The organism is Vibrio sp. K4, assembly GCF_051122595.1.
Taxonomy (GTDB): Bacteria; Pseudomonadota; Gammaproteobacteria; order Enterobacterales; family Vibrionaceae; genus Vibrio; species Vibrio owensii.
On sequence record NZ_CP178578.1, the window covers coordinates 608047 to 624387 of the forward strand.

At 46.7% G+C, this 16341-nt stretch carries 13 protein-coding genes; 12 read left to right on the forward strand and 1 reads right to left on the reverse strand.

From position 1 onward, the window contains the following. The first annotated feature begins 299 nt into the window (after positions 1-299). The 6 genes from ACLIIY_RS20280 to ACLIIY_RS20305 all read left to right on the forward strand — a co-directional run bounded on the left by ACLIIY_RS20280 (position 300) and on the right by ACLIIY_RS20305 (position 7192). Positions 300-965 carry a helix-turn-helix domain-containing protein gene (locus ACLIIY_RS20280; protein WP_230599402.1) on the forward strand — a complete coding sequence of 222 codons (666 nt, stop codon included), beginning with the start codon at positions 300-302 and terminating at the stop codon, positions 963-965. A 336-nt stretch (positions 966-1301) separates the two neighbouring features. After that, positions 1302-1835 carry a fimbrial protein gene (locus ACLIIY_RS20285; protein WP_009706582.1) on the forward strand — a complete coding sequence of 178 codons (534 nt, stop codon included), beginning with the start codon at positions 1302-1304 and terminating at the stop codon, positions 1833-1835. A 69-nt stretch (positions 1836-1904) separates the two neighbouring features. Beyond that, on the forward strand, positions 1905-4370 hold the full coding sequence (locus ACLIIY_RS20290) for a fimbria/pilus outer membrane usher protein (RefSeq protein ID WP_434529248.1): 2466 nt from the start codon (positions 1905-1907) through the stop codon (positions 4368-4370). Positions 4371-4387: 17 nt separating this feature from the next. Next, a complete protein-coding gene (locus ACLIIY_RS20295) occupies positions 4388-5146 on the forward strand; it encodes a fimbrial biogenesis chaperone (RefSeq protein WP_434529249.1) in 759 nt (252 codons plus the stop codon). Beyond that, a complete protein-coding gene (locus ACLIIY_RS20300; protein WP_032802806.1) occupies positions 5146-6186 on the forward strand; it encodes an adhesin in 1041 nt (346 codons plus the stop codon). The genes ACLIIY_RS20295 and ACLIIY_RS20300 overlap by 1 nt, the downstream gene beginning before the upstream one ends. A 10-nt stretch (positions 6187-6196) precedes the next feature. After that, positions 6197-7192, forward strand: a complete 996-nt coding sequence (locus tag ACLIIY_RS20305) for an OmpA family protein (protein ID WP_434529250.1) — start codon at positions 6197-6199, stop codon at positions 7190-7192. 117 nt (positions 7193-7309) lie between these two features. Here ACLIIY_RS20305 and ACLIIY_RS20310 read toward each other — a convergent pair whose 3' ends face one another. Then, entirely contained in the window at positions 7310-7696 is a 387-nt protein-coding gene (locus tag ACLIIY_RS20310) for a DUF2541 family protein (protein WP_005434277.1), read from the reverse strand. 505 nt (positions 7697-8201) lie between these two features. Between ACLIIY_RS20310 and ACLIIY_RS20315 the strand changes: the two genes are divergently transcribed. From ACLIIY_RS20315 to pgmB, 6 genes are all read left to right on the forward strand, one after another. Further along, positions 8202-9179 (forward strand): LacI family DNA-binding transcriptional regulator, encoded by a 978-nt coding sequence (locus ACLIIY_RS20315; RefSeq protein WP_434529251.1) that lies wholly within the window; start codon positions 8202-8204, stop codon positions 9177-9179. A 392-nt stretch (positions 9180-9571) separates the two neighbouring features. After that, on the forward strand, positions 9572-10810 hold the full coding sequence (locus tag ACLIIY_RS20320; RefSeq protein ID WP_045484224.1) for an extracellular solute-binding protein: 1239 nt from the start codon (positions 9572-9574) through the stop codon (positions 10808-10810). 11 nt (positions 10811-10821) lie between these two features. Next, a complete protein-coding gene (locus tag ACLIIY_RS20325; RefSeq protein WP_005434283.1) occupies positions 10822-11916 on the forward strand; it encodes a carbohydrate ABC transporter permease in 1095 nt (364 codons plus the stop codon). After that, entirely contained in the window at positions 11909-13327 is a 1419-nt protein-coding gene (locus ACLIIY_RS20330; RefSeq protein ID WP_434529252.1) for a carbohydrate ABC transporter permease, read from the forward strand. Before ACLIIY_RS20325 ends, ACLIIY_RS20330 begins: the two co-directional genes overlap by 8 nt. Positions 13328-13345: 18 nt before the next feature. Then, entirely contained in the window at positions 13346-15688 is a 2343-nt protein-coding gene (locus ACLIIY_RS20335) for a glycoside hydrolase family 65 protein (RefSeq protein ID WP_199452739.1), read from the forward strand. Then, positions 15681-16316, forward strand: a complete 636-nt coding sequence (gene pgmB, locus ACLIIY_RS20340) for a beta-phosphoglucomutase (protein WP_005434287.1) — start codon at positions 15681-15683, stop codon at positions 16314-16316. The genes ACLIIY_RS20335 and pgmB overlap by 8 nt, the downstream gene beginning before the upstream one ends. The last annotated feature ends 25 nt before the right edge of the window (positions 16317-16341 follow it).

The window sequence follows — 16341 nt, forward strand, 5'->3', positions numbered from 1 at the left end:
TACGTGCTACACACCTTTTTCTGAAATTGAGCAATTGTTCTTTACCATTGAATCAAAATGCCGATTTTAAGCGTTTCCCTTTATTTTTCAGGAATATAACCTCGCTCAATTCGGGGCATATTCTACCCTTGTTCAAATTCAAACCGACAGAGCATGCCCATATTGCTTAACTTTGTTATGCCTATTTAACTGTTTGATTCATAAGTCAATTAAGGCATGTGGAGGTAAAGGTGGAGTCGAACTTTTCTCAACACCTTCGAAAGGCACGAAAGAGAAGAGGTTGGTCGCAAAGAGAGCTGGTGGATCGGTTACGCCATTTCCCTTTCTCTTTGTTTGTTGGGCTCGATGTTAATGCGCTCTCTCGGTGGGAAAGTGAGAAAGTCCAACCCACAGCAGAGCGGATGGTTCAGATTCTCAGAGTGCTTGAAAACAGTGTAGATGAACTCAAGACATGCTGCTTTCCGACCAAGCCTCAATTGATCAAAAGGTTCGAGCGTTATCGTCATGGCAACTTTGGCCTTGTCCCTCTTCCTGAAGGAAAAGGGAAGTGGCGACGTTTGAACGAAAAGGGCAGTGGTCGTCAGTTTTTAAGACAGCTTTGTTCACTGACAGAGTATGAACGCTTTCTCAATGGCAAAGAGTCGACGGAGCAATGGTCCGTTGGTGGGAGTGCCTTGGCTTCTTTGACTTACCGAGTCGAAGGTGATGCGTTCATTCTCATGCATACCGAGAGTCTCAGTTATTCGGCTTTGCTGTCTAGCATTGAGCGATTGATTGAGTTGTTGTACGCCAGTCGGGCAAGGCTTTTCTTAATGGTTGCGCCAGAAAAGAAAACCGTTAAGCAAGTACGAGTGTTCCAACTTGAAGAAGTCGGAGCGAGTACCGGTGTTTATTCCGCGGGGGCCGATTATGTATTGGGTGAGCTGCTTACGATTCGTTCGTGGAGCCACTCAAATCGCGCGTAATGTTCACGGATCGTACACCCAATAATAACTTTATAGTTCGGGTCAACGTTTAATTGGATAAATCTTATTAGGAACAGGTAATTAAAAATATAGGCTCATAACAAGAATGCATTATTTCTTGATGAAAAGGAGCGAATAATTTAGGGAGAATTAATGGTTTAGAACTTAATAACATTCACGCTAACCAAAAATCATAACGTTTGTTAAACGATACAAACACATCGAGTTGGAAATAAAACTATTCCATCCACACATTTATTAAAAACTAAATTGCAATGATAAGAAGTCATCACTTCTTTTCTGCATTTATTCGCTAAAAATACACGGGATTTAAAAATGAAAGCTAAATTCATTCGCTCATCAATCGCAGCTACTTTTCTTTTTGGTCTGATGTCTGCAACGCCTGCTTTGGCAGAAAACACGACCAACGTTTACTTCAAAGGTGAAATCGTAGAATCAGCATGTGGCCTATCACCAGACAGCATCGATCAGACAATCCAACTTGGTCAACAGCCAACGCACATCTTTAAAGCAAAAGGTGACCGCTCTACACCAGTGCCTTTCCAAGTGAAGCTGACGGATTGTGATACGACTGTAGCAACAAAAGCAGAATTCACATTCGATTCTAACCCAGACACTACTGGTGACCTATTCAGCGTTGAAGGCGGTGCAACGGGCGTTGGCGTACGTATCCTTCACGATGGTAACCCAATCGACAACGGTGACGTAGCGGCAAGCAACGTAATCGTAGACGGCACAAACATCGCGTCTTTCTCTGCCGCGTATGAAGCAAACGTAGACGTAACAGCAACGCCTGTTACAGCGGGTGTTGCAGAATCTTGGGCGCTACTACGCGTAACGTACCCATAAGCAGTTGCCGAGAGAGCTTTGGCTGTTTAGCCAAAGCTCTCGTTCTAATAAAAAACACTGGTTGATAAAATGCGTCGTCATTTACTCGGTTTAATAATTGTACTTTCCTTTCCTTCTTTTTCTTACGCGACCAGCTTCAATGATTATTTTATAAGAAGTAAAAATAGTGTCGATTTAAGCAAATTCTCGAATGCGAACTTTGTAGAAGACGGTAAATATGAGCTAGAGGTTTATATTAATGGGGAGTTCTTAACCAAAGAAAATATTGTATTTAATAACAATAAACCCTGCATTTCTGATGCATTAATGGACAGCCTTCCTCTTAGCGAGCGTGGTTATAAAGTCTACAAAGAAAACGCGATCTCAGTTGATGGTGGTGTGTGTTATCAGTTTGAAGATGTCGGCTACACCAAAGTTACGTCCGATCTCGGTAAAGCACGTTTAGACATCACGACGCCTCAAGAATACATCGCCAATGAGTACAAATATGGTTTTGTACCTGATCGTCTATGGGACGATGGCATCGCCGCGCTCTATCTGGATTACAACGTTAACTACTTTTCCAGCCAACAAGACGATGAAAACGGTTGGAATGACGATCTATCCACCTACGGCATTGTTGGGTTAAATGCCGGAGCGTTTCGTTTTCGAGCAAATTACCAAGCATCTAACAACTACTCGGGTGACTTTACTTCATTGTATGGCTATGCGCCGATCCGCAGCATTAAATCGAAACTGACGTTCGGTAATACCCAGTTTGGCTCGGACGTGTACGACTCGTTCCAAATGACGGGTGTTCGCCTGCAAAGCGATGACCAAATGCTACCATCTAACTTGCGTGGTTACTCGCCAGTGGTCTCTGGCACGGTCAATACCAATGCGGTGATCACCATTCGCCAGCAAGGCAACGTACTTAAAGTAGTGAATGTGAATGCGGGGCCGTATCTGATTGATGACCTATCACAAGCGTCTCAAGGTACGTTGGATGTTGAGGTCAAACAAGCCGACGGGACGATTCAACGTTACCAAGTGAACGGTGCAGATGTGCTGTACCTAACTCGACCTAATCATGTGCGTTATAGCGTTTCTGCGGGCGTACCGGACAGTGATGCTTATGAGCACACGCCAGAGTTTTTCTCCGCCGAAGCGTCCTATGGTGTCAACAACTACCTGTCGTTGTTCTCTGCAACGCTGCTCTCTGAAGATTACCAATCTTACACTTTCGGTAGTGGCATCAACCTGAATTACTTCGGGGCGGCTTCATTCGATATTTCTTCTGCGCAGGCGAAATTAGGCGACGACACGGATGCCTCTGGTTTGTCTTATGGCTTTACTTACAACAACACGCTGACCGACTTTGGCTTGGGTTTACGTGTGGCAGGCTACCGTTTTTCGGAAGAGCAATACTACGAATTTGATGAGTATTTGAAGTCTTATGATGACCGTACTTCTTCCATCGTCTATGCCGCGAACAACAACCGCAAAGATGAAAAGTACATTGCGCTAACCCAGAGCTTTGGCTCGACCAGTGCGTATGTGTCTTACACCTCAAACAACTATTGGGACAATCGCCGCGACAGTTCTCGTTACGACGTCAATATTTCGCATCCGTTGAAGATCAACGGGATCGACCTCTACTTAACGATGAACCTGTACAAGTCGAACGATTCATACATCAGTTACGACTACGAGTCGGGCATTAATGAGTACTCGCCAAGCATTGACGAAAAAGGCTGGTCATTGGGGATCTCTATTCCTATCGGTGGCAGCAACACTGTCTCGGTTCAAACCAACTCACGCAGTGGCGATTACTCCCAAAACCTCGCCTACTCGGGATACAACAACGATGACGGTTCTAACTATCGCGTTGCTTACGATGTTTACGAGGGTGAATCCAACGGCGTAAGTGGCAACTACAATCGCGATTTCTCATTCATGTCGACGTCTGTGGGTGGCAGCTACAAAACCAACTCGTACAGCCAAGTAAACGCCAATGCGATGGGCACGGTGCTGCTTTCAAAACATGGCTTGGCTTACAGCGCACTTAACTCTGGTACGTCGCGCATTCTTATCGACTCGAATGTACCGGACGTCACCATAAACGGCAGCAACAACGAAGAGACCAATGCATTTGGCTTGGCGCTGATCAATGGCGTGACGCCTTACCAAAAGAGCTACAACACCATCGATTACAAATCACTACCTGATGATGTTGAGGTGCTCGGCAGCGTTAAGAGCATGGTGCTGACCGAAGGTGCGATCGGCTATCAAAAAATTAAGGCCCGCCAAGGCAGCAACTTTATGGCGCGCTTGCAAAGCGAACAAGACATTCCGTTTGGTGCATTGGTGTTTGACGACGAACTCAATCAAGAGATTGGCATTGTTGGGCAAGACTCGACGGCTTATTTGGTCGGCGTCAATCTCGATTCAAAAATCAGTGTGAGCTGGGGGGATAACCAAAGCTGCCACTTAATCATTGATGACTCAATTCTAAACAGTAAAGAAGTCATCCGTTCCGTTCATTGTGATAATTAATCAGTAGTTGAGAAGTTATGAAAAAATCAATTCTAGCCGTCATGTGTTGTTTGATGGTCTCGGCATCGGCGAATGCGGCATTGGCTTTAGACCGAACTCGTGTGGTTTATGAAGGTAACTCAAAGGTAGAGACCGTCAAAATAAAGAACCCCGCTGACATTCCATTCTTAGCGCAATCTTGGTTGACGGACATGGATGGAAAGGATGTAGAAGACAAATTCATCGTTGTCCCACCCGTGTTGAGAATCGAGAGTAAAGATTACGCCATGTTGCGCATCAAATCTTTGCCAACCGCTTCCCAGCTTCCGCAAGACAGGGAAACGGCTTACTTCTTACATGTTCGCGAAGTGCCGCCTTCGGAGCATGACAAGCACGATGATGCTGTCGCAGAAACTGCCAGTGGTTCTATCCAAATCGCGATTGAATCGGTGATCAAATTTTTCTATCGACCTTCCAGTCTGAACAAGATTAAGCGCGTCGATAAAGCGGTGGCGAGCGCAACCAAAATTAAGCGCACGGGCAGCAATAAGATCTTGGTAGAAAACGGTTCGCCATTTTACGTGACTTACTCTGAGTTGATGGTGGGGAAAGCGAAGAAAGACGCGACAGGTTTCACCCCTGTGATGCTGGCGCCGTTCACCAGCAGAACCTTGAAAGTAGAAAAAAGCGACCGATACACGTTAAGCCACATCAATGATTATGGTGCTACGGTGAGCAACACCTATTTCTGCAATTCAAAAAACATTTGCACTGCCAAAGACGAAAGTGAGGGGTAATGATGAGAGCGTTATTTCTAACACTTTGTTTGCTCGTTACGGGGCTTTCAGTTGCTCCCAATGCGTGGGCGTTAGCCTGCTACAGCACAGAAGCCGGTGGTAGTTTTGGTGGTAGTGGTCCTGGCGGTGTAAGCAGTTTCTACATTGACCCTTCTGCATCTGTACCCATTGATGCGCCTGATGGACAAGTGGTATGGCGTGGCCCGTCTCAAACGGTGAATGTTACTTGCTATAAAGATGCGACGAATTTCCCTCACCTGAAGGATTTCCCCGAACAAGTGTTCTTTTGGCCCGGTAAAACGGGTGATACCGTCGTCCCGAATATTCCCGGTATTAAGGTGGGGTTTCGATATGAAGGCCGAGATATTTATGGCGTAAAAACCGCAGTTGATGGCTTCAGAGTCCCTCAATGTAGTGCTAGTGAAGATAACAACGCTTGTGAGTCACGCACTAAAACATCCAAAACCATTACATACCAGCCCATCATTGTTACGGGGCCGGGGGACTTCTCTGGATATAGCGCGCCGGTTAATATTTTCCAGTTAGATGGGGAGTTGGGCTACAACGGTGCGTATGCGAACTACCGCAGCGTGATTCAGAATATGGACATTCTTAAGCCTTCTAAATGTTTGGTTGAGCTGGAGATCAAGAACAACAACATCGACTACGGGCGCATTGGTGTGGACGATATTGTGCAAACCGAGCCTCGCCCTCTCACTATTATCGTTCGCAACTTAAAGTACGGAGCCGATTGTCCATCCGTTAAGCTGCGTGGTTATTTTGATAATGTTCGAGACCTGAACAACCGATCTTACGTCCCGGTGTTTGACGAAAGTGGCACGGAAATCAAATCTTACGGCATCAAGCTTTACACTCCGAGTGGTGAAGAAGTGCAACTTAATGAGCCTGTCGGTGATGGTTACGAAGTAGAGCAAGTCGGCTATGACCGTTACTTCGCCAAACTGGTGCCTTTCGACCCTGCCAACATTAAGAAAGGGAAGTTCGAGGGAATGGTGGTGTACACCGTTTCTTACTTATAGGAGAAGGCTTGTGATTTACAAACAAATGATTTTGTTCGCGATTTCTGTTTTTGCACTCTCCCCAGTTTTGGCACAAGAGGCTCAGCAAGTCGACGAACCCGAGAAAGGCGTTATCGATACTTTGGTATCCAATGGGTTGTATTTTCAAGTGGGAGGGGGACTCGCTCAGTTTAAAGACGATCCTTACAAGCACGACAACGACATCACCAGCTTGAAGTACAGCTTAGGTATCACGACGCAGCCTTTTGATTATGAGTTAGGCTATCGCAGCTTATCGGACGGCAATGGTTTTGACATGAAAGGTTTGGACATTCTCGCCAAACACAAATGGTCACTGTGGCGCGATGGTGGTTTGTTTGCTGGCGTGGGTGGCTACATCTACAACGCCGACATGGACAAGCCACAGTTGGATTCACCGACGGAAACAAGCGGCGTGGCACCGTATCTGTCGTTGGGTGGCTACTATGCCTTAAGTGAGTACATCGACGTCTCGTTGCAATTCGACAATCTGTTTAACGTCAGTGTGCTCGATCAGTACTACGACAAAAAAGACACCAAACAGCTGCGTCAGGTGAACTTGTCTCTGGTGCTTCATCCGTGGTCGAGCAGCAGTTACGAGCCACAACCTATTGAGCACATAGAAGATGCGCCGGAAGAGCAAACCGTAATTCTAGCGGAGAACAGTCCGGTTTATAGCTACGACGATGCCGCGCTCAACCCACAGATGGAAGCTCAGTTGATGAAGTTAGCCAGTCGAATAACTGAGTTGGAAAGCTATGAAGTGGTGGTAACAGGAGGGGCAGATAGTAAGCCTGCTTATCTGGAGTACAATACTCACTTAGCGAAAGAGCGAGCAAAAGTCGTGGCAGATTTCTTAGTTTTGCATGGCGTGAAAGCGGACAACATTCGTCTTGAGACGTCAGTCATTGAACAAGAGCATCGCGAGCAAGCCGCGCGTAAAGTCGAAATTACGGTCAACGGAACCGAATTGGTTTCGCCAGAATAAGAGCCTTCTTTGTTTCTGAATTAAAATAAAAATCCCTCGCCAATCGACGAGGGATTTTTGTATTCGTTAGGAAGGAGGTTAATTCTCATCCCTTTTGAATGTCGAGATCAGTAACGATTAATCGTTCTTCTCTTTACCGTAAACGCGTACGCCCGCTTTAGAGCCTTCTGAGTTACCGTATACTTCGATGTTTTTCACACAGCGACGGTAACCGAAGTAACGCCAGTCGGTCATCTTGTCTTTCTTTAGATCACGGTGGAAGCGAATGGTTTTCTCGTCACCGTTTTGGAATCGCACAACGACCTTTCTTAGTTCTAGGTCTTTCTCTGCTTTCACTTTGATCGCGTTGGTGTTGCGGCAAATCACCATTGGGATTTTTGCAGCTAGGTTACCGTGCTCAAGCAAGATAGTACGACCTAAAGTGAATTTATCGTCTGCGTGTGCAGGAGCGATAAGTGTTGTTGCAGCCAATGCTGCCGTGATAATAGCGGTATAAATTCTCATTTAAAAAATCACCAAAACACAGGAGCGCGAATCATAGTCGAGAGAAATGAAAAACAGCTAGCAATATTTTCTGATGTGGATGAAGTTTCACAATTCGCTGACTTTAGGCGAAGAAAGCATCAGTTGTATTAGGGAAGGGGCTGAGACTGGTATTTAACGGTTTTCATCGCCCGCAGATAGCCCAATAAGGTTTACGTAAATCGATTTACGTAATTTCTGAGCTGACAGTGCGAGAAAAACATCCAGTTTCTGAGTGCTTTGTCGACGTTCGTTATCAGTCTGTTGTGCTGATATTCATCTTGTTTCTATTCTAACTGTCAGATTATTCGATGTTTTTATAAAAGAATGGGCCTTGTCTGTGTTTGTGCTTATTGGTTTTATACAAAGTGTGACATATGAGTCATAAGTTTACGCTTTGCTATCGTTTTACGTATTTCTCGCTTGCTTTTTCTCTGTTTACTCACATAATGAACGTAAATTTTACGTTTTGCCGTAGGAGAGCGCCGTGAGTGCACCAAAAACTGATGCGGAACTGAAGAAAGCGACCATACACGAAGCTGCAAAAATTGCAGGTGTATCAATCGCTTCTGTTAGTCGAGCTCTAAATAATAAACCGGGGATCAGCGAAAAAACGCGTAAAAAGATTCTCGATATATGCAAAGAGTTGGGTTATGTACCAAGCACGTCTGCACGTGAATTGACTGGTAGTCACAAAAATACCATCGCAATTTCGCTTGGTCCGCACGATTTTTACGCTTCTCGTTACCTCGGTATGCTATGGCCTTCTTTGTCTGCTTCCATCCGTAATTCTGGACGCAACTTGTTGCCAGTAAGCTTTGGTGAAGTGGATTTAGAGCAGGTTGGCGGCGCTATTTTACTTGGTATTACACACAACGACCCACGCATTGAAACCTGTAAAGAGATGGACTTGCCTTACGTTTGTATCGGCATGAGTGAAGGCTCTTTTTGGGTGGCTCCAGATGATTTCAATGGCGGCCGTGAAGCCACGCAACACCTTGTAGATAAAGGGCTAACAGACATTTGCTTCGTGACGCCAACGACTTATGGCGACGGTTATCAGTTCCGTCATCAAGGTTACATGTCAGTGATGGCAAGCAATGCGCTTCCTGTTCGAGAGCTTAGAACGGGTGCTGAACCACTGGGTGAAATCGCGGCTTATCGCTACTTCATGAACATTGATAAAAAGCAGCTTGAGGGCTATCAAGGCTTTGTTTGTGAGTGTGACGAAACGGCACTTGGTGTTATCGCGGCACTAAAAGACCGCGGTTACACGCTACCTGATGACTTCTCTGTGGTGGGTTACGATGGTTTACCTGGTATTTCACGTGAACTCACGACTATTGAGCAAGACACGGACAAGATCGCAGCGCGTGTTGCGAGCATGCTAGAGCAAGCCATGCTACGTGAACAGCCTGTTGGCTCCGTTGTTCCTGTGTCTCTGAAGTTAGGTAAAACCAGCTAACTCTCATTCCTCATATTGGTAATCAAAAGCAAAGAGCATGGCTGAGTCCATGCTCTTTTTGTTTACGGCTTTCACCCTCTTCTTACCCATTTCTTTGTTTCTCCGTTTCCTATCTCCAGTCGAGTTTTATTAATCGTTATCTCTGTATCTGTTTTACGTAAATTTTTCGTAAGAATGAGATGGTCTTACGAATCACATTTCGTTACATAACGGCCTTTTATGGCGTTTTTCTGAATTTACGAGCGAAAAACGCACCATTTTTGTAAGCGAGATCACCATTCTTGTGCGTTCTGATACGTAACTGAGTTTTTTGTGATCATCTTAACGTAAGCGCTTACGTTAATTTCGCATAATACCCTCAGATTTTGAAAGAAATGGGATTTGAGGGCGAGATGAAAAAAACAATATTGGCAGTATCCCTACTAGCTGCTGGCCTATCTGCAAACGCAGTTGCAAATACAGAAGTCACGATTGCCGGCTGGGGCGGTAATGATGTTGTGGTTCTGAACAAATTGGTGAACGAGGTACTTACTGACGATTTTGATAAAGCAGGTCTTACTGTTAAATATCAAGCAGTTGAAGGCGATTTTTCTCAATTTATTACCAACTCTCTTTCAGCTGGCACTGCACCAGACGCCTTCTACATCGACGTTGTATTCGCTAACACGTTAGTTAACTCTGGCAAAGTTTCTCCAAATAACAGCAGCTTAGAAAAAGTCGCGACCAACATGATCCCAAGCTTGAACTCGGCGTTTACGTTAGAAGGTAAACAGTACGGCGTGGCTAAGGATTTCAACACAATTGCACTGCAGTACAACAAAGACATTTTTGATGATGCTGAAGTCGCTTACCCAACGAATCAAGATTCTTGGGAAGATTTACGTAAAAAACTACTGGATGTGAAAGATGCGCTAGCAGATGAAGTGTCTGGTATCTGCGTTATGCCTGATTACGCGCGTTTTGCACCCTTTGCGCTCGCAACAGGTTGGACGCCATTCAACGCTGAAGGCAAAACCGTTCTGGATGAGAACTTCGAGCGTGCATTTAACTTCTACACTGGCTTAGTTACCGAAGACAAAGTCGGCATCTTGGCGACTGACCTTGGCCAAGGTTGGGGCGGCGGCTGTTTCGGTACGGAAGAAACAGCAATCGCTCTAGAAGGTAACTGGATCAGTGGTTACTTACGCGATAAAGCGCCAAACCTGCCTTATGGCACAACGTTGATGCCAAAAGATCCAGTAAGCGGTGAACGTGGCAACCTACTGTTTACTGTTGCTTGGGGCGTAAATGCAGATGGTAAGAACATCGAAGCGACGCAAAAAGCGGTAGAGATCTTAACTAGCCAAAAAGCACAAGAATGGGTGTTGGATTCAGGTCTTGCTCTGCCAAGCCGTGAAGCGCTTGGTAAGTCAGAGTTCTTTGCTCAGCAAAAAGCAGAAAACGAATTGGCAAAACAAGTGTTTGAAGGTGCTCTTGAAGGAAATGTAGAGCCATTCGCATTTGGTAACTACGGCACAGCATGGATGACTCCGATTAATGAAGCATTGAATTCAGTGTTGCTTGGTCAGATGACGCAGAAAGAAGCGATCAAGATGGCGCAAGCTAAATACGATGCACTGATGGCGAAATAACGGGGCGAGGGATGAACTCTTTACGTTTACGCCAACAAGTTTACGGATGGCTCCTAGCTGGGCCATTTGTACTGACTTTGGTGGTGTTCTTTCTATACGCATTGATCAGAACGGTTTACTTCAGCTTTACCGAGTACGACTTGTTCAGCGATGCAATCTGGGTTGGTTTAGCGAACTTTAAAGCTCTGCTTACTGACGATTTATTCCTGCTTTCATTGGCAAACACCATTTGGTTCTCGTTGATCGTGACCTGTGTGCAAACCGTGCTAGCACTTGGCTTAGCGATTTTGGTGAACTCTAAAATTCGCGCAAAAAGTTTCTTTAGAACCGCATTCTACTTACCAAGTATTTTGTCGAGTGCCGCGGTGACACTGATCTTCATTTGGTTCTACCAAAAGAACGGTTATCTCAACGGCTTTGTCACCGATGTGGTGAACCATTACCCACACTTGAGTTGCTTTGTGCTTGTCGCTATCGCTACTCAGTTTGTGTTGGTAACCAAAGACCGTTTGAAAGGCTTACCGGTAGGTTGGTTGGATCCAGCATGGGGCATTCTCTCTTTCATCGTTGCGGGTGTGGCAACTTTCGTAGCCAGCGCAATGGGCTGGGTCGAAGTGACAGACCAAATCGTGGAAGTGAACTGGTTGAACACGCGAGACAATGTGGGGCCGATGCCTTTAACACTTTGGGCTATCGTGATTCAGAACATTTACACCACTATCCCGACCTTCATGCTGTTGTTCCTAGCGGGCTTGCAAGGCATTCCGGGGGAGCTTTACGAAGCGGCGCACATTGATGGTGCGAACAAGTGGCAGCAACACTGGAACATTACGATTCCTCAGTTAGCACCGGTGACGTTCGTTGTCGTGACCTTCTCGATTATCGGTACGCTACAAATGTTTGACCAAGTAGCACTACTTGGCTCGGCAGCTCCGTTGGAATCACGTATTACGCTGGCTTACTACGTTTACCACAACGCCTTCCCACCGGGTGGCACGCCACAAATCGGCATGGCAAGCGCAGCAGCATTGGTATTGGCATTCATCACGTTGGCAGTGGTTTATCTGCAGAAAATCTTTGGTGTGAAGGAGAAAGCAGATGACTAATCCCGTTTCAACCATGAATCACGATGATGCGAAACCTATGGCATCAATGGAAGAGATTTCCAAGTTCCAAGCGCGCCGTCGCTGGGCAAAAGTGGCGTGGGTTTACAGTGCTTTGCTACTGGTTGCGACTGTCATGCTAGGTACGTTCGTGGTGGCTTTCTTAGCGAGTTTGAAAGATGACCCACTAGAGCAGCCATTTAAGTTCAACTTTGCACAGGTTCAGCCAAGCAACTGGGGTGCTGCTTACCAACTCGGTAAAGAAGGTAATGATGCGCCAATGTTCGGTGGTTTTGCTCCGGGCGCAGAAGTGAACTTCACCGTAACTTACGCGGTGGAAGACGGCAAAGAGCTGGCAATGCCAGAGATTGAAGTGCCACGCCGTCGTCCAGGTACAGGTATGGCTGCGGCTATCGTGACCGACTTTGCTGCCGATTACGCGCAAGTCAGCGAGCCAGTGCTAGTAGACACCAACGACAACGTGACGTTTGTAGAGAAGCGTGGTCGTCGTGAACTTACTAAGCAAGGTCACAGCCAAACGTGGGCATTTTCCATCAAGTATCAAGGGCAAGGTCCTGAGATTGCAACGCTACCACTAACGGTAGAAGCGCCGCGCGGCCAAGTGCTCATTGATAGCACACTAGCGCCAAGCAAGATGGAACGTCGTGGCCGTGTTGCGGCATGGGATAACGCAGCGCCGGGTTTGATTGGTTATGTATTTAAGTCTTACGTCCGCGTGTACACCGAGTCGGTAAGCCTAGATACAGGTAAGAGCTTATTTATGAGCTGGACCATCAACTCGTTCTTCATTGCGATTGGTAAGGTGATTCTAACCCTGTTCTTTGCATGTACTGCGGGTTATGCCTTAGCTCGATTGAAGTTCACTGGTGCGCGTGCTGTGTTTGCTTTCATGTTGTTCAGCATGATGATTCCGGGCCAAGTAACGTTCATCTCTAACTACTTAATTTATAAAGATATCGGCTTATTGAACACACCATGGGCGGTCATCACCGCGGTCGTTGCTTCGGGTCAGGTTCTGATCATGAAACAGTTCTTCGAGAACATTCCGAAAGAACTGGAAGAAGCAGCAATCGTAGATGGCGCAAGTCCTGCTGTGATTCTTTGGAAGGTATTCATGCCACTGGCGAAGCCAGCCATCTTGTCAGTCACCATCCTTGGTTTCCAAGGTGCTTGGAACGACTTCTTCTGGCCGCTTGTGGTGATTAACAGCCCAGCTGACGCGTTCACGCTTCCTGTTGGTCTATTGAGTTTACGTAACGCCTATGGCGTAGCAGGTGACTGGAACCTGATCTTGGCGGGGGCTTTCCTGTCAACAATCCCAGTACTGATTGTATTTATGGTTTTCCAACGTTACTTCGTGGGTAACGACATTTCTTCCGCTGTTAAAGGTTAAATTTCGGGGATATTTAAGATGTTTATGAACTACAACGCTGGTCAAGGCGAACTAAAAAACTGGATCGTTGAAGAGACGGCGTTTGACTCAGCTTTCCAAGGCAAATGTGAAGTGGTAATGAGCCAAGGTAATGGCTACATGGGTGCGCGTAGTGCAACGGAAGAAAAATACGTGGGCCAAGTTCGCAACCTTTTCGTTGCTGGTACTTACAACAAGTTTGATGCAGACGAAGTAACTGAGCTGCCAAACTCTGCAGACATGAGCTCGATTGAAATTTTCATCGATGGTCGCCGTTTCCACCTAGAAACAGGTGAAGTGAGCAACTACTCTCGTCGCCTAAACGTGAAAAACGGTGAGCTAATCCGTGAATTCACATGGACAAACAACGAAGGCAAGAGCTTTGAGATGCGTTTCCGTCGCTTCTTCTCGCAAGCAAACCTTCACCTAATGGCATTCGACGTTCAAGTAAAAGCACTGAACAGCGATGCGAAAATCGAAATCCGCTCTGGTGTGGATGCGCAGCTTTCTAACTCAGGTGCTCAGCACTTCCACGAAGGCGAAAAGCGTATCTACGACAAGCGTTTTATCGAGCTTCTACAACACACAACAGAGAGCAAAGTAGACTTTGTTTTCCTAACGTCTCACCGCTACCTAGTTGACGGCCAAGAGACAGAAATCGCCCCATCACTTGCGATGGACCGTCGTAAAGTATGGGTAAACATCAACTACGATCTGAAAGCGGGCGAAACGTTCGGCACAGAAAAAGTCGGTGTGGTTCATACGTCTCGCGACAAGCAGTTCGATGTGGAAGGTTACGAGCTTCAAGCACTTCGTGACCACGCTCTGACGAACCTAAAAAATAACGCTGACCGCAGCTTTGATGAGCTTCTAGAAGAGAGCGCAGCAGAGTGGGACAAGCGTTGGGCAGGCATGAACATCACTATCGGTGGTAGCGATTTCGACCAACTTGCGATCCGTTTTGCTCAATACCAGTTGAATATCTTCACGCCAATGCACGACTCTCGCTTCGGTATCGGTGCGAAAGGTCTATCTGGCGAAGGCTACAAAGGTCACTCGTTCTGGGATACAGAAGTATTCATGCTTCCGTTCTTCATCTACACCATGCCTGAAGTGGCACGTAGCCTACTTGAGTACCGCTTTAAGACGCTAGATGGCGCTCGTAAGAAAGCGAAAGACAACGGCTACATTGGTGCACAGTTCCCATGGGAATCGGCACTAACGGGTGAAGAAGTAACGCCAGTATGGGGTGCAGTAGACATCATCACTGGTAAGTCGACGAAGATCTGGTCTGGCTTTATCGAGCAGCACATCACGTGTGACATCACTTACGCATTGTGGCAGTACTACCAAATCACAGGCGATCAGAAGTTTATGGACGACATGGGCTACGAGATCATGTTCGACACGGCAACGTTCTGGACAAGCCGCCTAGATTGGCTAGAAGACCGCAACATGTGGGGTATCTGTGACGTAATCGGTCCTGATGAGTACAAAGAGCACATCGACAACAACGCGTTCACTAACTACATGGCGGTAGAGAACATCAAACTAGCGATTCGTTACTACGAGGATCTAGAAGCGTCGAACCCAGAGCTACTGGCTAAATTGTCTGACAAGCTAAACCTAGTGGAAGCTCGTCAAATGTGGCTAGACCGCGTAGACAATATCTACCTACCTAAGCCACGTGCTGAAGATAAGGTAATCCCACAGGATGACACTTACCTACAGAAAGAAATCATCGACCTGACTAAGTACAAAGAGCAGCCATTCGTTGGTGGTCTGTTCCAAGACTACAACCTAGAACAGGTTAACGACATGCAGGTTTCTAAGCAGGCGGATATCATGGTGCTGTTCCTACAGCAAGAAGATAAGTTCGACCTAGAAACCAAACTGGCTAACTGGAACTACTACGAGCCGAAGACGCTACACGATTCGTCGCTAAGTCTGTCTACACACTCGGTATTAGCGTCAGATGTTGGCAACCCAGAGCTGTCTTACGACCTGTTCCAACAAGCCGCGTCTATCGACATCGGTCAGAACATGAAGAGCTCAGATCACGGCATTCACGCGGCGTCTATCGGCGGCATGTGGCAGTGTGTGGTTTACGGCTTCGGTGGTGTTCGTATGCTAGGTGGCAACCTGCGTATCAACCCTAACCTTCCTAAGCAATGGGAAAGCCTGAACTTCCCAATCTACTGGAAAGGTGAGCGTTTAGAAGTGACCGTTGACCAAGAGCAAGTTCGCATCGAGCGCCCTGAGTTCAACGGCCAAGTGCTAAACATCGAAGTTGCAGGTGAGCCACGTGTTATCGATTCAACAGAGGTGACGTTCAATGTGTAAGGCATTTATTTTCGACCTAGATGGCGTTATCACGGATACGGCTGAGTTGCACTACCAAGCGTGGCAACGTATGGCGAACGAAGAAGGTTACTACTTCGACCGTGAAATCAATGAGCAGTTACGTGGCGTATCTCGTCAAGCGTCGCTGAACATCATCTTGAACGGCAAAGAGATCAGCGAAGAGAAGTTTGCTGAGCTAATGAAGCGTAAGAACGATTACTACGTGGATCTGCTGAACACGATTTCTGCGAAAGACGTTCTACCGGGTATTGAGCAATTCCTGCTTGAGCTAAACGCACGTGGCATCAAGGTGGCACTGGCGTCAGCAAGTAAGAATGCTCGTCCTATCCTGCACCGTCTTGGCTTAACGCCACTGTTTGATGCTATCGGTGATGGTTGGTCTGTCAACCGCTCTAAGCCAGCGCCAGACGTGTTCATCCACGCAGCAGGCCAAGTGGGTGTAAACGCTGACGAGTGCATCGTAGTTGAAGATGCAGAAGCGGGGGTAGACGCAGCAAAAGAAGCAGGCATGCGCGTAGTAGGCATTGGTCCTAACGACCGTGTTGGTCACGCGACATGGCGCTTCGATGACACCAAAGGCATCAACTTGGGCGAGATCCTAGGTTAATCCAAAATAAGAAGTGTGGTGGGGC

Bases quoted from the DNA above. Each gene is read 5' to 3' on its own strand.
- ACLIIY_RS20285 (WP_009706582.1), top strand. From the start codon at position 1,302: ATGAAAGCTAAATTCATTCGCTCATCAATCGCAGCTACTTTTCTTTTT.
- ACLIIY_RS20290 (WP_434529248.1), top strand. From the start codon at position 1,905: ATGCGTCGTCATTTACTCGGTTTAATAATTGTACTTTCCTTTCCTTCT.
- ACLIIY_RS20295 (WP_434529249.1), top strand. From the start codon at position 4,388: ATGAAAAAATCAATTCTAGCCGTCATGTGTTGTTTGATGGTCTCGGCA.
- ACLIIY_RS20300 (WP_032802806.1), top strand. From the start codon at position 5,146: ATGATGAGAGCGTTATTTCTAACACTTTGTTTGCTCGTTACGGGGCTT.
- ACLIIY_RS20310 (WP_005434277.1), bottom strand. From the start codon at position 7,696: ATGAGAATTTATACCGCTATTATCACGGCAGCATTGGCTGCAACAACA.
- ACLIIY_RS20320 (WP_045484224.1), top strand. From the start codon at position 9,572: ATGAAAAAAACAATATTGGCAGTATCCCTACTAGCTGCTGGCCTATCT.
- ACLIIY_RS20325 (WP_005434283.1), top strand. From the start codon at position 10,822: ATGAACTCTTTACGTTTACGCCAACAAGTTTACGGATGGCTCCTAGCT.
- ACLIIY_RS20330 (WP_434529252.1), top strand. From the start codon at position 11,909: ATGACTAATCCCGTTTCAACCATGAATCACGATGATGCGAAACCTATG.
- ACLIIY_RS20335 (WP_199452739.1), top strand. From the start codon at position 13,346: ATGTTTATGAACTACAACGCTGGTCAAGGCGAACTAAAAAACTGGATC.
- pgmB (WP_005434287.1), top strand. From the start codon at position 15,681: ATGTGTAAGGCATTTATTTTCGACCTAGATGGCGTTATCACGGATACG.